1 protein-coding gene (running past one end of the window) is annotated in these 25,075 nt (G+C 52.1%); it reads left to right on the top strand.

The features are described 5' to 3' along the window. Nucleotides 1-25,075: the 3' portion of a TcdA/TcdB catalytic glycosyltransferase domain-containing protein gene (locus ACO6VG_RS16350; protein ID WP_422474753.1), read on the top strand. 3,602 nt of this gene lie to the left of the window's left edge; 25,075 of the gene's 28,677 nt are visible here — the last part of the coding sequence; its start codon lies off the left edge, out of view; the stop codon is at nucleotides 25,073-25,075.

Below are 25,075 nucleotides of genomic sequence, written 5' to 3'. Positions count from 1 at the left end.
AAAAGCCCAAATGATGAAAGCCTACCGGCGATTCAAAAAGAAGATAGAGTCTTCTTATCCCGGGGTGAAGTTTTCCTATGGGGATATTAATAAGGTCTGGACCCCTGCTTATGGAAAAGACGGAGAGAAGGCTAAAAATTACTATCGCAGGGAACTGGGATTGCGCGGCCATCTGTCTGCAGCCTGTGCACTGGCGAAAACCAGAGTGATTGGCGCTCTCGGTGGCGTTTATTCTGATACGTCCCTTCCGCCTGCCATTAACGAGAATCTTTTCAAGGATATTGATTATTCAGACGTTAGCAGAACAGATCGGAACAGGGTGAACAGAGTACAAATTCAGCTTGTCATTCAAAAGTTCGGCAGGGAATTCCTTCCTGATGATCAGGATCCTGCCATAGAACAGAAGATTTCAGACGATCTCGCCTGGTTCGCTGAAAAATACCCCAGGTTGAAAAGCGATATTGAGCAGCTTCTGGCGAGTTCTGATTCCTCGCAACTATTTGAGCCCCTGGGAGAAGTTAAAGTCATTCCCAGTGAGATCTACCTGCCATCGAAACAAGTCCCCAGTGTCTTCTTTGCGGCATTAAAGGGCAGCCCGACCATGCAGATGGTCCAAAACAGTCTTTTATCCGCTTATCAGACGATTGATCAGTATCAGTTGTCCGGCGTGACAGATTGGAAAACGACCCAGGATAAAAAAACGTTTATCAGCACAAAAAAGACAGGTTCCCCGTTTTTGGCCTTTTATCGACTCGGGGCTATATCAAATTTTGCACAAAGCTATCCAATACTGAGTGGTGATGAAGCACTGGTAACAAGCAATAGTGAAATGGGATGGACTGGCAGCCATAGAGATTCGCTGGATGTTCTTCGATTGTCTGCCAGAGAACACTACATGGTTTCCAGCGAATCACTGGCTGTCTGGGACCACAAAATCGATCTCGCAATCAATACCAACACCGATCCAAAGAGCAGAAGTCAATACCGCCAGCAATGGGTTATCCAGATGGAGTCTGGCGATGATAGCCCCATTGCCAGGGCCTGCCGTTATCTGTTTCGCAAATACAACAATCTTCAACCGGCAGAAGGCAGTTATCGTTCAGTCCGTTGGCTGGTGATTGATAACGATGATTGGTCAGATGGAGAGACGGGCGCAAAGGTTAACAAGGTCGATATTGGCAAATTTCTGGACAGTGAAAGCGAAATTCATGCAGTAGGTCTGGGTGACTCCGGGAGCGGGAAATTTACCCTGAGCGGCCAAACCGCCTCAGAACTGGCAAAAAAAATCAATGAATTGACCGGCAATACGGCGGTTAAAACCATTAACCTGGTTGGCTCAGGCATTGACGACAACGGGCTTGTAAGCGACTACCTGAAAGAAACCCTGAGAGCCACAAAAGCCTCGGCAGTGACTGCCCGTGACGGTCTTTTGAGAGTCGATATCTGGGGGCGCCTGTGGGTTGGCCTGGTCTCTGACACAGATTCGGTCACCTGGTCACTGGCCGACAACTCTGACATGCTGAAAGCGCTTCGTAAGAGTGACGGTGAAATTACCGTCGAACGCTGGTCTGAAAAAGAAACATTGGCTGAAGGTGCCATTGGACTCCGGAAGCTGTCCTCTGTGTTATCACAGGAGAGCGGGTTGCTGAGTCCCGTCAATCCTGATGATGTAGTGCCGACTCTGGCGATGTTCAAGCGCCGTTTGAAGCCGGGTTTGCTGAGGGTTCTCGAATCGAATGATTTGGAATCGCTGGAGAATAAAATCGTACAATTTGACCGACTTCGCCCAGCAGGAAGTGCTCTTGAAAAATACATGCTTGTCTATCGCATGCAGAACAACCTGCCCAAAATTCTGAGTGGGGAACCAGCAGCCTCCCATCTGGCTGCGGCAATAAACCAGTACCTGCTGGATGCTTTGGTGGAGGTTCCTAAACAGCTTAACTTTATCTGGATTGGTCGTCTCAAAGAAGGGGTTAAAACCTATCTCAAGGTTTGGGCCAAGATGGTTCCCTCCTGGTCGCAAACGCTCTGGTACGATCCACAAGCGTTTCTGGCGCCTGTGCTTAGCCGGGAAATACGTAAGACTGTTGCGGCTGAGAAAATACCTGAATTATTGAAACATGAACAAGCCAGAGATGATTTTTTGACACGCTTGTATCATCTACAAGACCACGCCTACAGCACTATAAAAGAAGGCATCGCCCAGGGTAAAACCTTTGACGACATGGCCAAGACATTTTTAGTCAGGCACTTGGGTATGGATCAAGGAGAATTAGAACAAATTCAAAGGCAAACTCTGAATGAATTCACGGATCTCGCCAAAGAGCTAACCGGGCTCCGGGGCAACGCCGGATCCGGGGGATTCACGCTGGCAGATATCAATCAACTCTGGCAGTCAGGCAAAGAAGCCAGCCTGAAAAAATGGTACGAGAAAGAAGGTGGGCTGAGGGGGGTTTTAGCGGCAGCAGCTGATTTGGCAAGAGTGGGTATTCTTACTGAGAAAAAGGGAGGTGTCTATTTGGATGTCGACACACTGCCTCCTTTCAATGAGAAACTGTTTAAACACATTGAATTCCCGGATGAGATTTCATCGTCAGAAAGACAGGGTTATGTGATTAACTATATGATTATGGAATATTTGGGGGAGCCAGGGGAGGAACAACTGTTTTTTGACAGAATGGTTGAGACAGAAATACAGGAAGAATGTAGAAAACTAAAGGAAAAATACCCGGTTTTTTTTAAGCAGGTTAGAGAAGCCATCGTTAATCATAACAAAGAGCCTCTTTTTATTTTTCCAGACTCAATCAAGGCTATTCCCGGTTCGATGGAAATAACGTTGGAATTTGGAGATAAAATCCATCCCAATAATAACTTTATTGTTGCGCCGCCAGACAGTGAAGTTCTCAAGGCAGTTAAGCAAGAAATGATAAGGCGTCAGCAGTTGGTTGAGCGTCTGAATATAGACGACCCGGTAAAATTTGCTGATTCCGATAGCGAGCAACTGAGACAATCCATTGCAGATCAATTGGGAATCAGTGATAAAGCTACCGATTTTTTAGTTAACTATCGAAGCGATGGAATACTTTTTGGGTCTGTATCCACGTTGCAGCTATCCGGGCCGAGTTTGATGGCTAAAGTCATCAGGAAGCATCTCGCTTATTTTCTTGCAGAAGATAAACATTTGGATCACAAATCAAATTCCTATTTCACGCAAATTAACCCACTGGCAAGGATTGATTTAGTGAGTTTTTATACGGGTGAAAGGTCCAGTAGCTGGGTTGCCGGTGCTGATAAAACCCAGCGTTATACCCTGATTGCTGGGCAAGACAGCCGTTATATAAACCAGATCATTCTCCAGCTGGGTAACAGCATTAATGAAGCCAGTGCCAGCTTATACCTGGGCGATAAATACCGGCCTGATTTCAGCCAGCTTATACGACTGAAGTCTGATGGCACCCTGATTGATTCGAAGACAGGTGGTGCTATTGAACCCGGGATATTGCAAGCCAGTTTTCTTACAGACGACACACGTATTATTGTTGTTGGTCATGGTACTAAGGTTCAGGACAAAAAGACCGGTTTCAGCAAGTTTCTTCTGGGCGGAAAGACAGCCAGGGAACTGGCCGAAGTGCTTGGGCGCATAACCGGCAGGCGGTCTGTCAAGACTGTCAGTCTGGTGGGTTGTGGCGCTGATGCCAGCGGGGAACATTACCCTGTGGAACAATTCGCCAGGCAACTGATTGCTGAAATCAGGACAGAACGCATCACCGTCCGCAACGCTCTGGTGGCGGTGGATGATCTTGGGCGCAAATGGACCGGCGCTCTACCTGCTGAGGGTGATGTGCTGTGGTCACAGTCAGACCCTCGGGTCAAACTGGTGCTCGAGAAGGATAAACAGGGCCAGTTAATAACCCGTCAGCTCCGGGTTGCAGAAGGGCTGGTGAAAAAACTCCGGAATTTGCCCGCGTTGCCCCCCGGCAGGGATTATGCCTATCTGGGCAAGAATGACCGTCACTTCAACCAGGCCAGAGACCTACTGCTTACTACGATTATCGAAAACAATCGAGAACAGCCACAAAACAATCGAGGACAGCCACAAAACAATCGAGGACAGCCACAAAACAATCGAGGACAGCCACAAAACAATCGAGGACAGCCACAAAACAATGGAGGACAGCCACTCTCCCGCCTGATTGAGGATTACAACCTTCGGCTGCAACAAGTCACCCGTGATAACTTTTCCCCTTACCGGTTGATGCCATTACCGGCTGCCGATGTCGAACTGCCTTTTGCGCAGGCAGGGGCACCAAGAGAGCTGCACCTGAGCGCCTTTGTCCGTGCAGACTCAATCGGTGACCCGTTTTCGGGGGTTGGCATGCTGGCCTATGGTAATCCTTTTGCGCAGGAGAATTTTTTCCGGACCCAACAAGCGGGATATCAGCTGGCCCGGCAAGTCGCAAGCCCACCATCCGAAGCCATGGCAGCACTGTTTACCCGCCTGCTGCTTGGGTCTTTGCAGGACATTGTCACACCCGCTGGCCATGACATAGATCCGTTCCGGGTCTCCAGCCCTGATCTGCTGGTTTCGGTATTGGGAAAAGATGACCTGTTTGCCCTGTATGCCCACAAGGAACGAAATGACTTTTCCGAATTGGCCAGGCAGTACGTCAAGGCTCTGAGAGAGTTATCGGGTGACTTTCTGGCCGACAAACGGGCGGAACAAAAAGTGCCGAGACTGAACGCCTGGAAAAGACGTGAACAGAGAAAGTCGTTCCAAAGCACCCTTTCGCTTGGGGTTAAAAAAAGGCTGATGCGCCAACAGGATGGTACGGTCAGTTTCACTGATCCTGTGTCTCTGCCTGATAGAGAGACTTTTGCTGGCAACAAACACGGCAAATACCTGCCCGTTGTCACCAACCTTTCGGGCGAAACTTATGTTCTGGTGAGCGTGCCAGAGATTAACAGCGCAGTTTTTCCGGATAATCTGCGCGATATCCTGTTTATGCTTCAGTCCTCAGGTCCGCTGGAGCAGCGTAATGCCCAGACGCTGATCAAGACCATTGAGTCTGCCTATTCCCATCGCTCACCCTCCCTGGCAGAACAGCGGCTCGATGAAAAAATGGCCCGACTGCCGCTGGCTGATGTGATCACACTGGCCAATGAAATCGATAACTTCGACACCGAGCACAGGGCTGCCCAGAGCCTGATGCGAAAGCTGTTGTTGCGGCTGGTGGACAGCGTAGTGAAGTCTCTGGAAAACGGTGACAAACCGAATCGCCAGCAGAAGCTTCTTATTGCTGAGTTGTCCAACCGGCTTCCCGAAGACAGCCGCAGTTTCAGGATCCCGCTGTCAGAAAACCGCGAACGCCTGGTTTACCTGGACCCTTTCCTGCCTTACAACGAAGATTACCATTCTTCCTCGAAGATTTTTCTGGGAGTGCGTTCGCCATTTTTCCTCTCGGCAATTGATCATAATGTTTATCGCTACCAGCTGCGTGAGCTGGCACAACTGAATGGATTGCCAAAAGAGCTGGACGCTGTGCTTCGCCATTTCAACAAACCGAATAAATTTATCGATAGCCTTCTAACCTGGCATAAATGGCAGACAGAGAATGGTTTGCAGACGATCACGCCACCCGTTGATATCCGGCTGGAACCCTACCTTTTGATCTCGGACAGTCAGGTGATTATCCGGCGGTGGCAAAAAAATCAGCCTGCTATCATCCAGGTCGGACTGTCGAGTAAACGACCAGAATCGTCTGACCTTCCCCTCGCCCGGATAATGACTCAATCCTATGGACTGGCTCTGCTCTTGCAACTGCAAGCAGAGCAGGCACCCGATTCTGTGATCACCAGGGCTATGGAAATTTGGGAAACGGATGATTCTCGCTCTCCTGCTGGCCGTTACGGTTTTACCAACGGTTTGAAACTGCGGCGACTGCCCGCCGACAGTGATCCCGTTTATCAGGTGCTGGTCGCTAACAGCGATGACCATGATCTTAAGTTTGCCCGTGGCACTGTGGATGATTGCCATAGGGCATTGGCGGTATTGTTCAGGGAAGAACGTCTTGCCCGTTCGGTCAGAGCCGTTATTAACTTCCTCAAAATCAAGCCGGAGAGCTCTGTCGATGCGTTTGTGCAAGGACTGGTAAATATCTACACAGATTACTGGCAACAGATGCAGGGTTCGCGGCTGCGTTCTGCGCTGGAGTTGCAGAACACGGATTACCGGATGTTGAAAGCACGAATTTCCAGCTCCGGTTTGTCCGCTGAAGACAAGAGCAGGTTATTGTCAGATATGGGTTTTATGCAAAACCCTCCAGACACAGGTCCGGACACTGACAGAACGTCTTCTTACTTCCATGGTCAGGAAATCAAAGCGGGCAGTCCCGGAATCCTCAGAGAACTTCCACTGGCTTTCTATGGCGACCAAGGCTCGCAGCCGCAAATCGCAATCTTGTTCTCTGCCCAATATATCAGGGATATTCTGAAAAACGATGCGCCTTCCAATGAGATGCATTCAGTACAGGATGCAATTATCAGAACGCTTCGAATATTCAAAAGAACCTTCAAATACGAGAATTTTTCCAAAACACTCAAGAAAACACGGAGCCAGAGCTTTGGCAACCTCAAGACTCTGGTGAATCAGGGGGTTATTGATGGTTCTGTCGGCAGAGGCTTCGAGCGGGTCAAAATACCTGACTCTGTCCGACTATTACTGGTCATCACGCCTCCCGGTTCATTGGCTACAACTCAGCCGGAACCGGTTCTGGTTGGTAATGCCGGTTGTGTCCTGAAAATTGATCCGAGCCAGTATGTCACCGAAGGCAAAATGCGGGTTGAACAATATCACATTTTATCAAGCCTGGTAGCCCGCTATATTGGTGCCGCAAATCGGTTGGAAGGTATCGACAGCAATTCTGAAACCCTTCGAAAAAACATTCTGCATGAAATTGGCATTGACGACATTGCGACATTACAAAGGGATGCAAAAGATCCAAAGATCCCTAGAGACAAGAAAAATGGACGAATCGGTCTTGAAATAGAGTTTGATGGCACAACCGTAGCTCTTGAATCGAGACAACCGCTTGCGTTTACTGAATATGTCTCCAGCAAGCTTTTGAACCCTGTCTACCCTGATCTGGTTGTATCCAGCGAAGAGAGTGAAGGTCGCTCTATCATTGAAATCATTACCGGACCCAAACCTCTCTCGGATTACATGGATGCATCCTCTGTTGTATTTCGTGCCACCAAAACCTTGGCCGATATTTTAGCCAATTTACCTGAGAGTGGTTATACCGTAGACGACATCACTCAAAAGTATAATGACAAGCTACTGGGCAATAATCCCACTGATGATTTAGAAAAATACCGGTTAGGCACTAATCGAAAGATGAATCCTGAAGTCTCATTGCCCGCCGAGCTAAAAGGAAAGCCATTATCTTATCATGTTCAGGTCAATATCGGGGTCGATCTCAGGGGGATTGGGGATATAACATCCTATGTTGCCACTCTTATTGTCCCAAGGAGAAGTGATTTATTAAGGCAAGTTTTTGAGTTGAGCCAATATCAGGCCTCTGTCATTTCAGAAAGACTGGGGCTGAATTCTGACTTGCTGAACTCCATGTTTACCGCTCATTTATTCAAGCAGGCATTAGACAGTTCGACCCAAAAATTTCACAGAAATAAAGGGGGTATTAAAGACTCACCGGTCACTCAACTTGAGGGATTATTAAGGCTGGGTACCGCCGATTTTTTAATGACGGTTATCTCTGATCTGGATGCAGAGCAACTTAAGTCAGCCATCGGGGATTACAGCTGGCAAGCCTTTGCTTCGTTGATGCAGGCAACGGTCGATAACCTGGCCGAAGTGGGATCTCTGGCTGAAGGAACTGGCAGGCAGTGGACAGCGCCCGAAAAACTACTGCAAGCCCGATTAGAATCGCTGTTTATCGACACCCTGGATTACCGTATCAAATATGGAAGGATGCCCTTACCCCCTTCTAAAGCAGATGCTATCGAATTACCGCAAGGCGAAGGCAAAGAATCGACGATTGTTTATATTGGTGCCACAGGCGCCTCAAGACAACACGTCACTCGTTATGACAATGGCAAGGGTGAAACCCATTACCTTGGTATAATCGAGGTGCGCGAACCCTGGCCTGCACTTAAAAAAATGGCTTTTTCCCCTCCCGGGACGGCCACGACTACGGTAATAAAGTCCGTTCAAAATCCAGAGTTACTGGGAGCGGACCCGGATGTTGACGGGATCTTTTTCAGAAGAGCCCAATCCCTGCTCACCACTGACATCATCTCGAGGCATTACCGGGACTGGATCAAGCAATCCATCCTCAACCGGCTGGGTCAACTCGATCAGGCAAGGCTTGAGCATGTAACCCGCTCCTTCTTCGACTATCAGCAGGCAGTAACGGACACATTCGGGCAGGACACACTGGGCCGGTTGCTGCTGACGGCCAATCTCAGGTCAATGACCGGTGGACGAACGGGATCATCCTGGGACACCCTGGCGCAGTTGCAAAAAATAGTGTCTGTGGATTTTAACCTTCAGCGGGTAACCAGCTGGGATCACCAGCTGCCTGCCACGACCACTGACAGCGAAGCCCTGCTTGTCGCCCGCTGGCAGCAGCTGGCAAGGTTCAATCTGCCTGCCACTGTCTACAGGCTTCTGGACTTGTTTTCCGGGCACGAAGATTTTATTAAAGCGGTTCTTGAATCGGGAAAGGCAGTTTCCGGGAACGGCATGTCACTGGGTCGTTTGTGTCGGGAAATAAACATTACCCTCAACCCTGAAAGGTACCTGTATCAGAGTTACCTCGATAGCAATCCACTGACCCTGACGGTGGGAATAAAAGACACCACTTTTGATAACCGTGAGGCTATCGCTGCAGGAAAGCTACTCGCAACAGCCCTGCTAAACCATCCCGACGTGGCGGCTATCGGCCAGACTCAAACGGAGTTGCGGGCAATCTGGGGATTATCAGCAATCACCACTGGCCGTAGCTATGGCCTGACCACAGAACTGGCGCTGGCTATTGTGCCAAACCAGAAAGACGACCTGTACACACAGTTTGTCGATGGCATCAGCCGCACCGATCACAACTGGCAGTTTGCTTCCGGGTCGGTCAGGGATTTCGCCCGGGTTCTGTACTGGTTTTCCGCCCAGCATGATGAGGACAGCCTTAAAAAGGCTTTTGAACGGGTGCGGAACTATCATCGTCAGCATCCCAAAGTATCCCTGGACACTTTTGCCTCGGCTCTGGTGAATACACACAGAAATCTGCCCGATGAACGGGCGGGTCTGGTTCTGCGTGAGGCTATCGGGAAAGAGGGATGCACTTATCTGCAACAGGCCCTGACGAAGAAAAAAGCCTCCGTAGTTGCCGGTCTGAAAACAATGATATTGGTCGGGACTATTGACCAGTTTTATGATGACCGTGATTCGTTCAATGGCATAACTGAGTTTGAGGTTTACAGGCACATATCGGTAAAAGTGAGCCGTGCTTACTTTCGTTATGGCGGAACGGAGTATCTTTCATTAGTCGATAGTCTTCAGGATTTCCTGGCAACGCCTCTGGGCGAAGATTACCTGAAGAGAACCAAGGTCGAAACCACACTTAAATATCAGACCCTGGTCGTTGATGCCCCTAAAGCTGTTGCTGGAAAGCAGCAAATTGTCGTCTGGTTACCACATACTGGCAAGCAAGTGGTGATTAATCCCGATGCCACAGCCAGTCAAAAAAACCGTTTTTCCAGCTTGATCCCGGTGTTTACTGCCCTGGTTAAATCTGGCTATGAACTAAACGGTGGCCGTCAGTCTGACCTCCCTGATGCGAAAAACATTGAACGAATGGTTCGCCAGCAAATGGGATTTGCCCCCCTGGTGAAGCTTGCCGACACAGGGACTGTAGAAAAGGACACCGCATCTGGACGGATAGTCCTTGAAAAAACCTATAGCATCCGCGAACTTGCCAAGTCAGAAAACCTGCAGGTCAAAAGCCCGAAAGAAATCAATGGTTTCCCTTTGATCACTCTGAAATGGCTTGATGCCGGAAACCCGCCGGGGTTGCAACTAATCACGGCCCCGCTTTCTCCCGATGAGCTGAACCAGCACCGGCCTTTCCTGGATGCCGCTTTTCAGGCTTTGGATAAAACGGTTTCGGCATTGTCTGGCCAGGTTAAAAACTGGGATTTAGTCCGAGCTTTTCACAGACAGCTTGCCAACACCGGGACGGTAAAAAAAGAGAGCAAACTGGGCCGGTTAATCTTTGAAAACGTAGCCTACGGAGTCCCCTACCTTGAGCCTGATGCTCTGCTCGAAAGCCCGACCATTATGATGAAATGGCTCACCGGAAAACAGCCGGGATTGCAACTCATAACAGTCCCGCTTTCCCCGAATGAGCTGGACGAGAAAAGGCTTAGGGTGGAACCAAATTTTTACGCGCTGGGTAAAGTGATCTCGGAACTGCCGCACCCGGCCACCCACTATGACTTAGCCACAAACTTTAATAATTATGCTGGTGACCTGTCAGATTTTATTGTTGTAAAACAGCCTTTTGACCAGACCACAATTTGGCAGACAGAAACGACCGGCGAGGCAGGCACCGGGATCACCCTGAAGTTTCCCTTTGAGGATCTGGGTAAGCCGTTGGTGGTGGCACTTTTTGCTGGCAGCCAAAGCCCCGGGGGTGAGCGGTTGATGGCCAGCTTCCGGGCCGCCAACCGTTTGGTAAAGGCTGTTACCCCGGCTTCAGGCCGCGATGGGGTAGCCACTGCCCAGTTAAGGTCGATGTTTACCCTGTTGTTGTTCCGACTGTCGGGGGACAACCCACAGGAGAGAGCCCTGTTTCCGGGGCTAAGGTTGGCAGACTGTATCCATACCTACCTTTCCGACACTGCCGTAACCAAACTCAGTCACTATATCAACCGCGATGGCCTGAAATCGGTGACTGATGAACTGAAAGCGATAATCGCTGACCTCCAACAGGTAACCGATGTTGCGGATGCGCAAGTGGATAAAAGGATTAAAGACCTGTTGGGGATAGCTCTGGATTACCGCCTTGCCAACGGAGCCGGGTTGTTGCCTGCGGTACTGTCGGATGCCTACTCGTTGCCCCTGGCCGATGACCAAAAATATCGGGAACTCTGGACTGGTATGGTGTCAGAGGGCGGCACACCGCAGCCTGTCTCCAGAAATGCTGATGGTCATTATCTTTTGAACCTGGTCCTGCCGGGTCAAAGCGGCAATGTGGAGCGCCTGTTTAGCCGCAAAGCAGCTGAGCCCGATAATCTTGCGGGCCATCTCAAGCTGGTGTTGAAACCGCAATGGCTGGGACGTGATCAGGAAGTTACCCGTGCGTTTATCAAGTTGGCGATGTCCAGGGTGGATAAAGCCGACTGGCCGTGGTTTTCAGAACACTTTTCCTCATTACCGGAATTGCAGCGTTTCAAGGTGGTGGAAGCGCTTGATCAATATCGCGTGCAGTATCCGGAGGCTGATAGCAAGCGGCTGGCCCTTGCCCTTACCGACCTCCAGCTCGCCGAAGTGAACAGCCAGATCAGTCAGGATGATCAGTCCGGGACACCCTCGGTGTTTCGCATCAGGAGTCTGGAATCGCTTAAAGACGGAAGCCATGGCTTGAAACTGGAGACCTACGGGGGAAGCCAGTTCGATCTGCAGGCAGGCTCTCTGGTGCCAGTGCTGACGGGTCAGGCCAAGGCACCACCGGTCAGGCCAGATCCACACCCGATGCTGCTGAGCGGGTCACACAGTAACCGGTTTCCCCCGTCGTTTCTTGATACGCGCCACAGCGAGAGACTGTACCGGCAATCCATGTTGGATGGTCAGCTGCTACCCAACAGTTACCGGAATGATGTCGAGCATTTTATTAAAATTTTCACTGACTTGAAGCCGGAAAGCCATCGCCAGCAACTCCAGAAGCAGGACTCACTTGACCTGAGTGCGGGTCGGCCTGTCCACTGGCGGTTAAACCCTCAGATTCTTTTGCGGGAGTCCCTGCTGCGGGTCCGGGATACGGCGGTCACGATTGAGCTTGGGATGAAGTACAACCTGTTACTGAAGCACAGGTTCCTGGACATAATGATCGGCCAGTTTTATGCCCTGGCTCTGGCCAAAAGTGTCGAGGCGGTGGATACCGCCCTGTTTCGGTCTGTCTGGTCAGAGGATGCTGAACAACTGGCGCGACTGGGCAACGCCGTTGGTTTTGACTCTGCCTACTACTGGGTTTCGACAACCGAGGCGCAGAATCGGGCCAGTCCTCTTTATAGCCTTCTGGCAGGCAACAACCGGGACACCCTTGCACATCATTTTGGCCCCATTGGGTCACCCGCCAGTCAGGAAGACTTTAAACAGGCGATGATATGGCTGTTCTCCAGGGAGCCTGAATTACTCTCATTGAGCCTGAACAAGGTTTCTGACTACATTCAGGCCCATCAGGATGACCCGGATATTGAAACCTTTGCCAAAGCCTTGCGCGAGTTTGACCAGAACCTCCCGGATGATGCCAGAACGCGGTTCAGGGGAGGGATTAGCCATCAACAAGTGGAATTACTGAAGAAGGTTCTGACCCGTCAGGTGCCTGATCAATGGGAACTGGTCAGCTATATAGGTGCACTTAAAAAAACACTCACCTCGCCAGCCCGGGTAACCGCTGCAACCGGGTTTGTAACATCGACGTACCAGCTGGTTGAGTCCGACAGCGGGGTGCAGGCTGGGCTGAAGGATCCGGATGCTTCAGACAAGGGACGTTGTCGGCGTGGGGTTGGCGGCTGTGGGACCCGGCTGTTACTGACGGGAGATTTGGCGGATCGCCCCTTTTTGAACATTGACAGTGCGGATATCAGTGACACCGGCAAACCTTATTACAAAGTTGAGTTCCTGACATACCAGGGGGAGTGGCAACGGGTGCTCAGTCGCTCAGGCACCGATATCACCGTCACCCCCCTGGGCGAAACTTCGGTTTATGACAGTATCCACGATACCGGCGGCTCCCGTTTTGAGCGTGTCATTCAGGCCGGGACGGAGACGGGTACGTTGGTAGCGGTCAAGCGTGCCAGCGGCCAGGTTTACCAGCTGATTTCGAAAGATGGCGGTCAATACCGCGCCGTCAGTCTGCAACCCGGCGACCGGCTGTTAGCGTTTTACGACAGCAGCGGGGAAACCCTGGTTCCGGTGCTGGAAAAAAACGACCATGGCCGAACGGTTTATGGCCTGAGGCTCGACAACGCAGCGTCAGATGCCAACCGGCTGTTTAAACTCAACCCGGTTGCATCGCTGGGGGATCAGCTGGCCGCTGCCCGCCGGGAAGATCACCTGCTGTTAGATGACAGTGCCGAGCTAAGAACCCTGGCGGGTACCGATGACCGGATAGCGGTGATCCTTCCTGGCGACTACCGCCCCGGCCAGCGACTGGCGAATCAGGCCCGGGGGCTCCTGTCCGAGCTGAGGGTCTTTATTGCCACCCCCGCCGGTCAGCGGCTGGTCAATGCCCTGGGATTCTCTGACCGTTTTAGCAGACCCATCAGTATGACTGAGCTGGACAGTCAGCTGTTGCCCGATATGGCGCCCCCCGCCCAGCTCAGGCTGGTGGTCAGGCTTGACAGTCAGGCTACTGCTGACCGGGTGATACCTTATCGTTCCAGGAGCATCGGGGACGTCAGTGGTCACCGGCTTGTGGTGCTGCAGGTTGACCCGGCGGTACTGGACGGGCAGCGCCACTCCACCAGTAATTACCTGGGGGCAGTGGCCTCTGTGCTGAAGGATTTATGTCGGGCAGCACTGGCCAGTACCGACCAGGCGGGCTCACCGGCCATCGCCATGACCTGGTTGCAGGGGAAAAAAATCACCGGGGACCGGACGCTGCTGCAACTGGAAAATCAACTTCGGAAGCAGTTCGGCCTGCTGCCTGTCCAGAGCACGGCTGCCGCCCGGGCTCCGGTTCAGGTAGTTACTGCAGCGGGCGGGATAACCACCGTGACAACAGGCCAGCGGGTCCGGATTGCCTATCAAGCCATGGCTGATCCTCTGTCCGGCTTTAGTCAGCTGGTGGGGGATCTGGAAACCCGTTTACTGTTCGAGCGGGTTCAGTATCGTTGCAACCAATGGGTTGACCGGTTATCCGGGGCTGACCGTTCGCAGGGCAACCTTCGCTCACTGTTGACACAGGTGGTCTGGAGTGAGCTGGTCAGCCGGGGCATGGTGACCGCGCAGCCCGGGCTGCTGGCTGACCCGGTGGATGTGGTGGTGTCCATGCTCAATGACACCGAGCTTAAGACTCTGGCCGATATCAATCATCTGGCCAGGCACCTTGGGGATGTGCTTACTGATGCCCTGAAAGACCGACAGGGCAGCGTCTTCACAGAGACAGAACGACAGGCGTTGTTGACCCGGTTCCGCCATGCCGAGGAGGCTCTGACGAAGGCACGGGCCCTGCGCAACGAATGGGGCGAACCCGGACAGCTCCCCCTTGGTGTGGATTCCCGCAGCAATGTGCCGGTCACCACTGGCAGCCGGAAAAACCTTGCCTTGATGACCCGCACCGAGCGGCAAAAGGTCACCCTGCTGGGTGACCGGCATCTTATTACCATTGAAAGCCAGAATGGCCCCCTGTCCGCTCCGGCAGGGGATGAACTGACCGGTTTGCTGGCGCTGTTAAGGCAGGAGTCTCCTGTTAGCCCGCAGGCTGCGGCTGCTTTGCGGACTCAGCTTCAGTGGCTCCCTGCGGCGGCTGACCCGGACTATTACCGGACTGCGATCGAGGGAATACTGTCACCTTTGTCCCAACAGCAGGCTGGCCAACTGGATAACACCCTTATTGGGTTGTTCGGGCAGCAAACCCCGTCCGGCGCTGAGCCGCTATTGGTGGAGTATTTTTTCCACAGGCGGCTTAAGAATCTGGAAACAACAGACCCCGCAGAGTTGCGGATGAATGCCCTGAAGGCGAATAAATGGCTTGATCTCCTGCAAAAAAATCAGCCAATACCGCCAGGAGCTGGCAGGAAGGCTCCGGTTTTCATCCCCGATATCGGGCTGGGCCGTCACCAGGCCGGGGTTCAGACCACCGATGGGCAAAAGATCTTCACGCTGGGTCGCCGCGATGACCTGGCTTTTTCCGGGCAGGGCCCTGGTTACTCCCTGATCCGCAGCGAAGGTGGCCGCAGGCAGGTCTTTAGCGTCGAGCTTCCCGATAACTGGCCAGACCGTCTTTTGTCGATCAGGCTGGTGGTCGATATGGAGCCTTATCGCGAGATGCAACGCGGGGGCAGTATTGGCAAACATCAGTTACAAAATGACATTCAATACATTGCCCGGGGGCTGGGGGAGTCCCGTTTATCGGAGCTTCTTCAGGCGTTTGTGAAGCCCGTCAGGGATGCAGGCATTCCCGATGGCAGCACTTATGAAGTGAGCATCAGCCCCAAACCTGTCTGGTCGTTTGTGGACAGCCGTGTCGAGGTGAGTGGAGAAAACAACCGCCGTGCTCTGTTACTGCTGGGCACGAAGGACAGGAACCAGCCGTTTATTTTTCGGGAAACCCTGACCAGCCTGGTCGGTGCCGGTCTGTTAAAGGCCCTTGAGGGCGGTGGTGGGTCGCTGTCAGCATTGCGCCAGCAGGTGCGGGAGCTGTTCGGGATCAACAGCGAGACAGTGCCTGACGCTGAGTCGCGCCCCCTGGGACTGACCCGGCAATACGAACTCACTCTGGCTGCCACCCCTTCTGAAACAAGCCTCTATCGGCAACTGGTCGAAGGCTATCATAACCTGCTACTGGCTGAAGGTACGAAAGCTGATTACCTTAGGGCGCTGGAGTATTTAGAGATCCATAACATCGACAGGATTCTGGCAACAGCGGAACTCCTTGCAAAGGATGATGAAGGTAAGATCAGTGACAGCGATCTGTTCAACAGGGCCATCAACCAAAAACGCTCCCCGGTTGCCATAAAGTTAAGTCGGCCATTCGATCATTCAATCACCCAATACACCACCCTGCCCTCCGGCTCAGAGCAAGTCGACGTGGATTACCGGGCATTCTGGAGTGTCGGTTCCGGCATGGAATCTCTGCTCGACTCGAAACTGCTGGGGTTAAGTCGGGCGGCGGCGGAAAAGCTTCTGTCACAACGGAAAAAGGCCATTAACAAACACTTCGGGCTAAGGCCCGTTATCAGCGATTACCTGAAGTCGCTGGTGGTTCATTTTATCTACGGGAAGATGGAACAGGTACTGGGGAGCAACGGGCAGCCAACCAGCCAGATACACCTGGGGTTGACCGATGCGGTCACGGCCATACTGCCTGACAGCGATATCAATGCCATCAGAAATCTGACGTTGCTTCCGCGCAGAGGGGTGGTATCGGAGCCATCCATGGCCGCCTCATTGGCAAAAGCCTGTACTTATGTTGCCCGGGGGCTGGGCTGGGAGAGTTTTGACACTGGCCTGATGGCCAATATGAATGAGGATGTGCGCACCCTGTTCGAAGAGGCGGTAAGACTGCGAAAGAGCGTCAAAAAGCCCTTCCAGTTGCCTGTTAACCAGCAGCAGGACGCCCAAGGTAGAGAGCCACTGTTTGTGCAGAGTTTACCGGGACAGGATAAGACCATTAAAACCATCGCCAGCAGCCTTCGTCATGTGGTTATGGCAGACGGTGCCCGGCGTTATATAAAAATAACCCCGGCAGGCCCGGGCAATCCTTTCCCGCTTATGTCATCCCAGTCACAGGGAGCTCTGAAGAAGCTGTTACGCCAGCCTCTTGAGCCAGCTGAAAACGCTTCGGTCACAAAGGCTTATCTGTCACAGCTGGCGCGTCATTATAAGGCTTTTATTGAACTGGGGGACATTGATGTTAGCGACCAGGTCAAGGCGGTTATTGAAAATATGGACTCTGCTAACCGGCAGCGGTTTGCTGATGATTTCCTGAAATATGTCCGGCAGTCAGCCATCCCGGCAGGCCTGGCCGAAACCGTCGCCGGGAAGTTACTAGTGGCAGAGGTTAGCGCCTTGGGTTCCCTGCCTGAAAAGATTTCTTCCAGGTTTTACCAGCGGCTCAACGGGCTGCTGAACCTGGCCGGGAAAAAGGAATTTTCACTGACCTCTGGCAACCTGACGATTCGGGTGCTGACCGACCCCTCAATCACCGCCGATGCCTCCTACCTGATGCCTGGGCAACGGACTCTGGTGGTGGGCAACGGCGGTGATGCCAGTCCGCTGACCGCTGCCGCAGCAGTGGCTCTGCTGCAAGCCGCCCAGGCACAAAAACCGGAGGATCAGGCAAAAACATTCCTGGCCCTGCAACAGAAGCGGATCAGGCTGCCAAAGGACATAGACAGCCTGTCGCCAGAGTCACTGGTCAGTGAGTTCATTGTCAAGGAAGGCAAGCTGACGCTTTCCGGACTGGTGGACCGTCTGACCAGCTTTATCGGGCTGGCGAACAGGCTGAACCGCAAGGGCTCTTCCGAAGCCCGTCTTCTGGCCAGGGAGATTCACCAGAATATCGCCGACAGCGTTGTCGCACTCAGGGGCGGTATCGAGTTTGGCCAGCTGGCTGACATCGTTGATATGACCGACTCTGATTTCCGCAAGGCCCTGAAGAGACTGGACAAGGCGGGTTTGCCAGCCGGTCAGGCAACAAGGCTGCCCGCCCCAGACTGTGTGCTGTGCGACGGCTCCGGACCGGTCAAGACGGTGATGGCTCTGATGGACCGGGTCAGCGGGCACCTGGATGCTATTGAGTTCAGTGATCGCTTTAAAACTGTCAGGCAGGCTGCCGGAGACAAAGGGTTGCTGGCAGACGCCTTCCTGCTGATGCAACAGGAGCGTTTTGCCGCAGTGGCCACCGAGGACATTCTGGACAATCCGGAGTTCCGCAGGAAGCTGCTTGATCTATTCCGGAAAGCGCTGGCGGAACGGCAGGGACTGACGCCAGAGCAAATCATTGACCGGGTGGTCATTTTACTTAACGACTCGGGCTACAGTGCTGACGACACCCGCTATGTAAAAGATCAGCTGCTTGGCAACCCGGAATTCATGGAGCAGCTCAAGACCCACAAGAACAATCCCGGTAGTGCTGATCCCCAGAGTCCGGACGACACAGCGCCGGGAGGCAGGTCGAAGAAGTGGCTCAGGAAATTTAGCAAGGGTCTCGGGAAACTGGAGAGAAGTAAAACATACGGACGTACCAAAGCTGCTATCGGCGCAGGGCAATCCATAGCAGGCCTCGTCGGTGCTGTTCAGACCATTGGGAACCTGCAGAAATACGGCGACGCACTGTCTGATGAAGCCCGGGATCTGGCCTATGCCGGGGCCGGCCTGACGATCGGCAGTTCAGTTTATGGTCTGGCGATGACCAGCCACTGGCTGCTGAGTAAAAACAGCAAGCAAGTGGGCAAACAAGTGAGCAAAGGGGGAAGCCGTGCAGCGGGCTCTTCTGTCGAGGCTTTAGAAAACACCACCAAGGTTGCAAAAACCTCAAGGTTTGCGACCAGACTGGTGCCGGTAGCTGGCAATGTGCTTTCCATTACTACTGCCGCTACGTCCATAGCCGCTAATAAAATGGCCAGAGATGAGGCAAAAGCAGCTGGCAACGATGAACAGGTCACTTATTACGAAGTAATGATCGCCCTGGATGCGATTTCGATTGCCCTTGATGTTGTGGGCGCCGTTATGGACGTTTTATGTGGCAAGTGCGGAATTATTATCGACCTGATCGGCTACCTGCTCACTATCATACAGACCGCTATCGCGGCATCTATGCCGCCAAACAATGCCCGGCAGGAGTTCGATGCAGTGTTGAAAAGTGATGGCTTCGCTGAACACATTAACAACATGGCGGAGGACTTTGAAGAAAAAGGATTTTCAAGGTTTGAGTACCATGCCGATGCCGAGGCGTTCCTTCACCAGAGGATGTATGAGGATGACCTGGAGGAATTATGGGTATCCCGAACGAGATCACTGTCTGGTACCGAAAAAGGCCTTTCCTTTATCGACAGGATCAACCGGCGCCTCACAAAGGTGGGGACGAACCTGGAAGACTACATGCTTGGCAAGAAAGGCTACAAGATATTTTATGGTTTGGGTGGCAATGACACCCTGATCATCGACGAGGGGGAGCTGTACGGCGGATCAGACCATGACCGGTTGAAGCTTGAGAAAGGCATAGCGAAAGGGGGCAGCGGCAACGATATTATCCAGATCAGCCAGTCAGGGGAGGCTCATGGGGGCAGTGGTAACGATTTGCTCCATCTGCCCTATAGCGGTGGTGTTGGCTACGGCGGTCCGGGTAGAGACACCATTATTAACGGCAGGGTTCAGTACGGTGGCCCCGGTGATGATCATCTTATAGACGACCTTGGTTATATAAGGCAGTTTGGTGGTAAAGGAAATGACCGGCTTGAACCGGGTTTGGGCAAGGGGATTCTTTATGGAGGACCTGGCAATGATACCCTGATCTTGCCACGCAACGAGATCAATATTCCTTATTTTAGCTACTCTGGAGCCTTCTATGAACACAAGAGAAAGAATTACGATCGTCTTAATTGGACGAAATCTGACACATTATTTGAGGTTAACCTGGAAACCTGGCGCTGGGATAACCTTTTTCCCGAATATCTTAAAGACCATAGAATTGATCGCGATGCGCCGGATGGCGATGAAGGATGGAGTTCATCATACCTTTTAAGGCGCTTTGGCATGCGTGGGTCGCCATCAGGTTTTTATAGGAATCCAGTCAGACCAAGGCTCGACAAAAATGTGCGCCCATACAGAATGTACATTGCCACCCTGTCACAGATAAGAGCTGATTACGGACGTGCTGGGCGTGATAAAAAATTAATGCCCGAATATTATCTGATGGGGTATGACGCAAAGCATACGAAAGTAGAACGGATTTCTGATCATTACGGCCCTCAGGAATACTTTTACGTTGGGGAAGTCAGGTTCAGGGACGCCGAGCATGGTGATGGATCTTCAATAAAGGGCCATATGTATATTTCGAGACAGGGCGCTTACCTGTTGGATTCCAGCAGGCTTCTGTATTATTTCAGCAGGACTGGACTGAGAGAGCGCAGCGAAAGGCCCAGGCCCGATCAGGCCACTGTATTTTACGCAACGGTCATACAGCTACTGGATACCGGAGGGTCGATTGCCAATGTCGAAAATGTAGTAGGGTCGACGATGGGTGTGAATGTGATCGGGACTGCCCAGCCCAACAATATTTACTTATGGGGCAGTGGCAATGAGGTTCATACCGGAGACGGGAATGATTTTGTCGATGCCAGCAATGGCAACGGGATTAACTGGATAGCCCTGGGTTCGGGCGATGACCAGGCGTTGTTGGGGGATGGTGAGAACGGGGTCGATGGCGGTCCTGGCACGGACACCGTTTCTTACCTTGGCCGGAAAAAGGGTCTTAAGCTGGACCTTACCAGCGAGTATCGGTCCGGGTCACAGGAAGAATATCTGAAACAGGTGGAGATCATTCAGGGTTCCCCGGGCAATGACAGCCTCTGGGGAGACCACGGTAATAATGTTTTCATTGTCACCAATGGCACCAATACCGTCGATGTCCGGGGCGGCAATGACACGGTGGTTGCCATTGGCGGAAGCACTGCTATCCGGTTGCGCAGCGGTTTTAATACAGTGGTACTGGGTGAGGGCAAGGGTGAGGGTGAGAGTAGCCACGAGGTTTTCACGGGTACTCACGCGGACACCATTCTGTTGCGCCCCGGCAGCCATCTTGGTAACCACCGAATTCACGTCCATAAACGGCAGGAGCCTTCGACAGGAAAATGGCCACTGTTGGTTATCCAATGGGGATATTTTGGTGAAGTGTGCGGTGACGTTTTCTTCAAGTTAGCCAGCTTGACGATCAATACCTTTGACGAGAGCCTGAATCTGGTTTTTGACGATTTTGAACCCCATAAGAAGACAACCCTTGACTTTCACACTCCTGGTTTATCCAGTTTCGATACGCCATATGCCAATAGAAGTTTTTACTGGGAGGACGTGGCGGGCGAAAACTCTACCCTGTCAATGACCGAAGCCCTGACCAACCTGAGGAACACCACCCTCTCGACTTATCTTAATGCAGGCACAGAGCCTTGCCGGATCATAAAGAGAACAGACGACTATAGCTTTTCCACAGAGGAGATGTTGGCATTCTTGAATCGTTATCCTGAAAAACCCTTAAGTGAATTCCCCCGGGATCAATGGCGTAAAAAGACTGAGCTGAAGAGCCTTGCCAAAGAGGGAAAAACCCTGGGCGCTGGCCTGCACCGGATTGGCAGTCAGGGAAGTAGTCATACCAATCTGGTGATTGAGTTTGGTTTCGTCTCTGACCGTTGCTATCCACGTAGAGGTATTCTGCGCAAACTGACCTTGCAGCTTGGCCAGCAGCAGGTGCTTTTTGAAGGTGAAATCCCCCCCATTAAGAAGCACGGTGTTGTCTTTTTAAGACCATGGCACTCACTGGATTTAAAATTGGTTAAAACCGATGCGGACGGTGGCAGAAAACAACAAGGCCCCAAGGCATTATTTGCCATACCAACAAGTGTCATTAGACAAAAAATCAATAGACAAAATACGGCGAAATGGGCCAGCTCGAAACCATGGATCAAACTGTTCCACGGTCAGCTAATGGCGAAGACCCTGACCATGCTGGAGCTGGATTATAGATTTAATACTTATTTTCGTGACCAATGCAGCGCCTCTCCCTCATACCACAGTTCTGTGATTTTGCCGACGGTTCACCTTGACTTGTCTTCAGACTCTTACTCTGGCATCCCCATCATTTTCGGCGGCCCGGGTAATGATCAGCTGACGGGCAACCCGTCTACGGATAACGTATTAATTGGCATGGGAGGTCATGATCGTTTAAAGGATATGGGAGGCAATAACCAGTTTATTGTCGGCATGGGCAATACCAACGTTACTGCTGGCGGGGAAGGGTATAATCAGTTAATACACGACCAAAGTCGTTATGTTGTTTATGATACCCGGCTTCTGAACAAACACTCCAGGAGTCTTGGCGTCAAGGTCATCAGTTCAACCTATCAACTGGATGGGATAACCGTCAATGTGACGGAAGGGACCGTTCAGACCCGATGGCAGAATACGAATGGAACGGGCAGCTGGCGTTATCATCAGACGGTATTCAGTGGGATCAACCAGATTGCCGGGACTCCGGGTGATGATAGCTATTTTGGCAGCAATGGTACGGATATTTTCAACACCGGGGGTGGCCTGGACACAATAAGAATGGGGGACGGAGACGACCGGGTCATCATTGACGCCCCCTGGCAGAAGGGTACCTTGCTGGACGGCGGTAGCGGTGCCAATACACTGGTCTTTGATTTGCCTGTTCGTCGTGATGTGACTGTCGACCTGAAGGATGGTTTAACGGTCGAAAACTTTATCCTGGAAGACACCGGGAAGGGCAACATAAGATTTTCCGGCGATGATAAAGATAACGTTTATGTATCCAGAGGTTCCCTGCGCAGTTTTAATGGCCGGGGGGGAAATGACTACCTTTTTCTTCTGAAGCTGCCGCCCTATATCCATTTTAACGGTGGTCCGGGCAGGGACACACTGGACTTAAGCCAGGCAGCCCTTACCCCGGAATTTGTCCGGCTCAAACTGTCTGTGCAAACAAAACCAGTGAGTCTCTCCTGTGTAACCGATTCGCAACCCTGCTCTGCGGAAACAAACATCGAAAGTCGTCTGTTCCTTACGTTGAGGCTACCCGGATCTCAGGTCACCTATCAAACATGGGATTCTACTGTCAGAAATTTTGAGATTTTCAAGGGCCCGCGCAGCGACGATATTTTCGAAATCCCGGCCCTCACCGGCCTCGTTGTCGATGGAAACGCTGGTGATGACACTTTCAATATTTTCTCTACCCACATCAAGGGCAACAGTTCAATCACCACCACCATAGGGGGAACCGGATACAACCGGCATTATGGCAGCCCGAAAGCTGACCGGATGGTGGCAAACCTGGGGCCTGACCTGCTTTCCGGCGACCTGGGCCCGGATATTTACGTTATTTACCCACAGGCCAATGGTACCCGAATCATAGACCGGGACAACGGGAATACCCTGGTATTGCACGGGGTACAACCTGAAAATCTTGACTGGAAACTGACCGGAAATTATAGCCGTCTGGAAGTGAACAACGATGGACAAATATTTTTCAGCATCGATTTACGGCACGTTCCCCATTGTGCGCGCGAGGATGGCAGCCTGGCCACCGGGCACTTTATCAACAACCTGGAATGGCATTTCTGGCGCCTGACAACGATTGATCCGGCCAACAACGGAAGCAGGCTGCTTAGCGGCAAAAACCTTCGGGACTACTATCACTCCAGGCTGACAGTTGATAAACGGCTGGACAACACTTATCAGCTTGACAATGTTACGGCACCGGTACATGGCGGGCCAGGTGATGACGAGTTCTTCGTCTCGGGTGCTGTCAAGCCGGAGGCCGGACTGTTCGGCGATTCGGGAAATGATATTTTCCATCTCAAAAGCAGGGGTGTCAGTGTTCACCCCGGTTCCGGCAATAATCTTGTCAGTCTGGAGCTGGAGAATGCAGAAGAAAATGGTGTAGTAAAGCTATTCTTTGCTCCCTCTTCGTTTAACCGTGTTCGAATGACTGGCGTCAGCCTTGCGGATTTGCAGGCAGCAAGCTGGCGTTCGCTGGATCAACGCAATGCCACTGACAGCGGTGACCGGGCTGCTTGTCCAGCCGGTTTGTCACACCTGATGCCGCCTCCGGTCACCGGTGGCCGCTTTATGCTGGCGGCCTGGATCCGTAGACAAACAGGGGTCGACAAACTGATTCATTTTGCCGGGGCTGACGGCTCTGATGCCATCAGCCTGAGCCTGAAATCCGGGAGACTGGAGATCAGGCTAACGGATGGTTTCAGGGTCTTTCGTAGCAGAGTCAGGCAATTTTTTACCTCCTCCCGTCAGCACCTGGCCATGACAATAAATGACAGTGGTTTTCTAACCCTCTATCGGGATGGCCAGATGGTTTTGGCCAGGCAAGCCCTCAAGCCAGCCAGGAAAGTTCGGAAGCTGAACTGTTATGCCGCTGATAAACTCATCATCAACCAACGTCTGCCGTCGTCTGAAGGCATAAAAATGATGGTGTCTGGTGTCGACCCGCTGGTGAGAATAGGCACTCGGCAGGATCCTGACCGTATCTTCGCCAATGGCTGGCCAGACAGCCTGGAACTGGATGACGGCATTCTGGATAACAAGGAAATGATCGGTCAACGACTCGAGTCGGGTTATTCACTTTCAGAGCAAACCATCCCCGGACATCAGTATTTAATCGATGAAAAAAGCGCTACTTACCGTTTCTCTGGCGATGACACGGATAACAGCCAATGGCTTCTGGCAAACGCCACGGGCACGGCTGACCAGCTCGAAATTAATACCCATGACTGCCGGACATTGGACTATAAAAAGTCGGGCGGGGATCTTATCCTGACTATCTTGCCGAATGATAGCCTGCTGAAAAACAGTGAAACTAGCACAAAGCCGATCAATGCCACCCGAAGCCTTCGGGTGCAAAATTTTTTCAGCGAGGAAGCCGAGACCATTGAGCGCCTGATCGTCAATAACAGGGTGCTCAGCAGGAACGAGGTGCTTGCGAAAGTAGACACCCCACAGTCACGTGGCAGGCGCTCGCTGAGTGACAGCAGCGCAGAAGGTGCATTGGCCGCTGAGAGTGCAGGCAACGGAACCCTGACCTTTCTGAACAGGATCATTCGCAGTGGGCAACGGTTGTTGAATTACCTGAGCAGTCTGGCCGGAGGTGAGAAAGACGACGTTAATGCGGGTGAAGCCCTGAGTGAGCGCCCCCTGGTGGCGAGCCTGAATGACACAGAACTGAACCAAAACTACCAGCGCCTGGTTCAGGAACTCAACGCCCAGTCAGGCAATCGCAGTGGTGAGAACCCGTCGTTTATCCCATCGACAAGCCAGAGAATGGTACAGAATCTGACGACTCCGCAACCTTTAACTAGGATAGGGATGGGCTGA

It is taken from the genome of Endozoicomonas sp. ALB032, assembly GCF_049310125.1.
GTDB lineage: Bacteria > Pseudomonadota > Gammaproteobacteria > Pseudomonadales > Endozoicomonadaceae > Endozoicomonas_A.
This window is presented reverse-complemented; position numbering and strand designations above follow the sequence as displayed.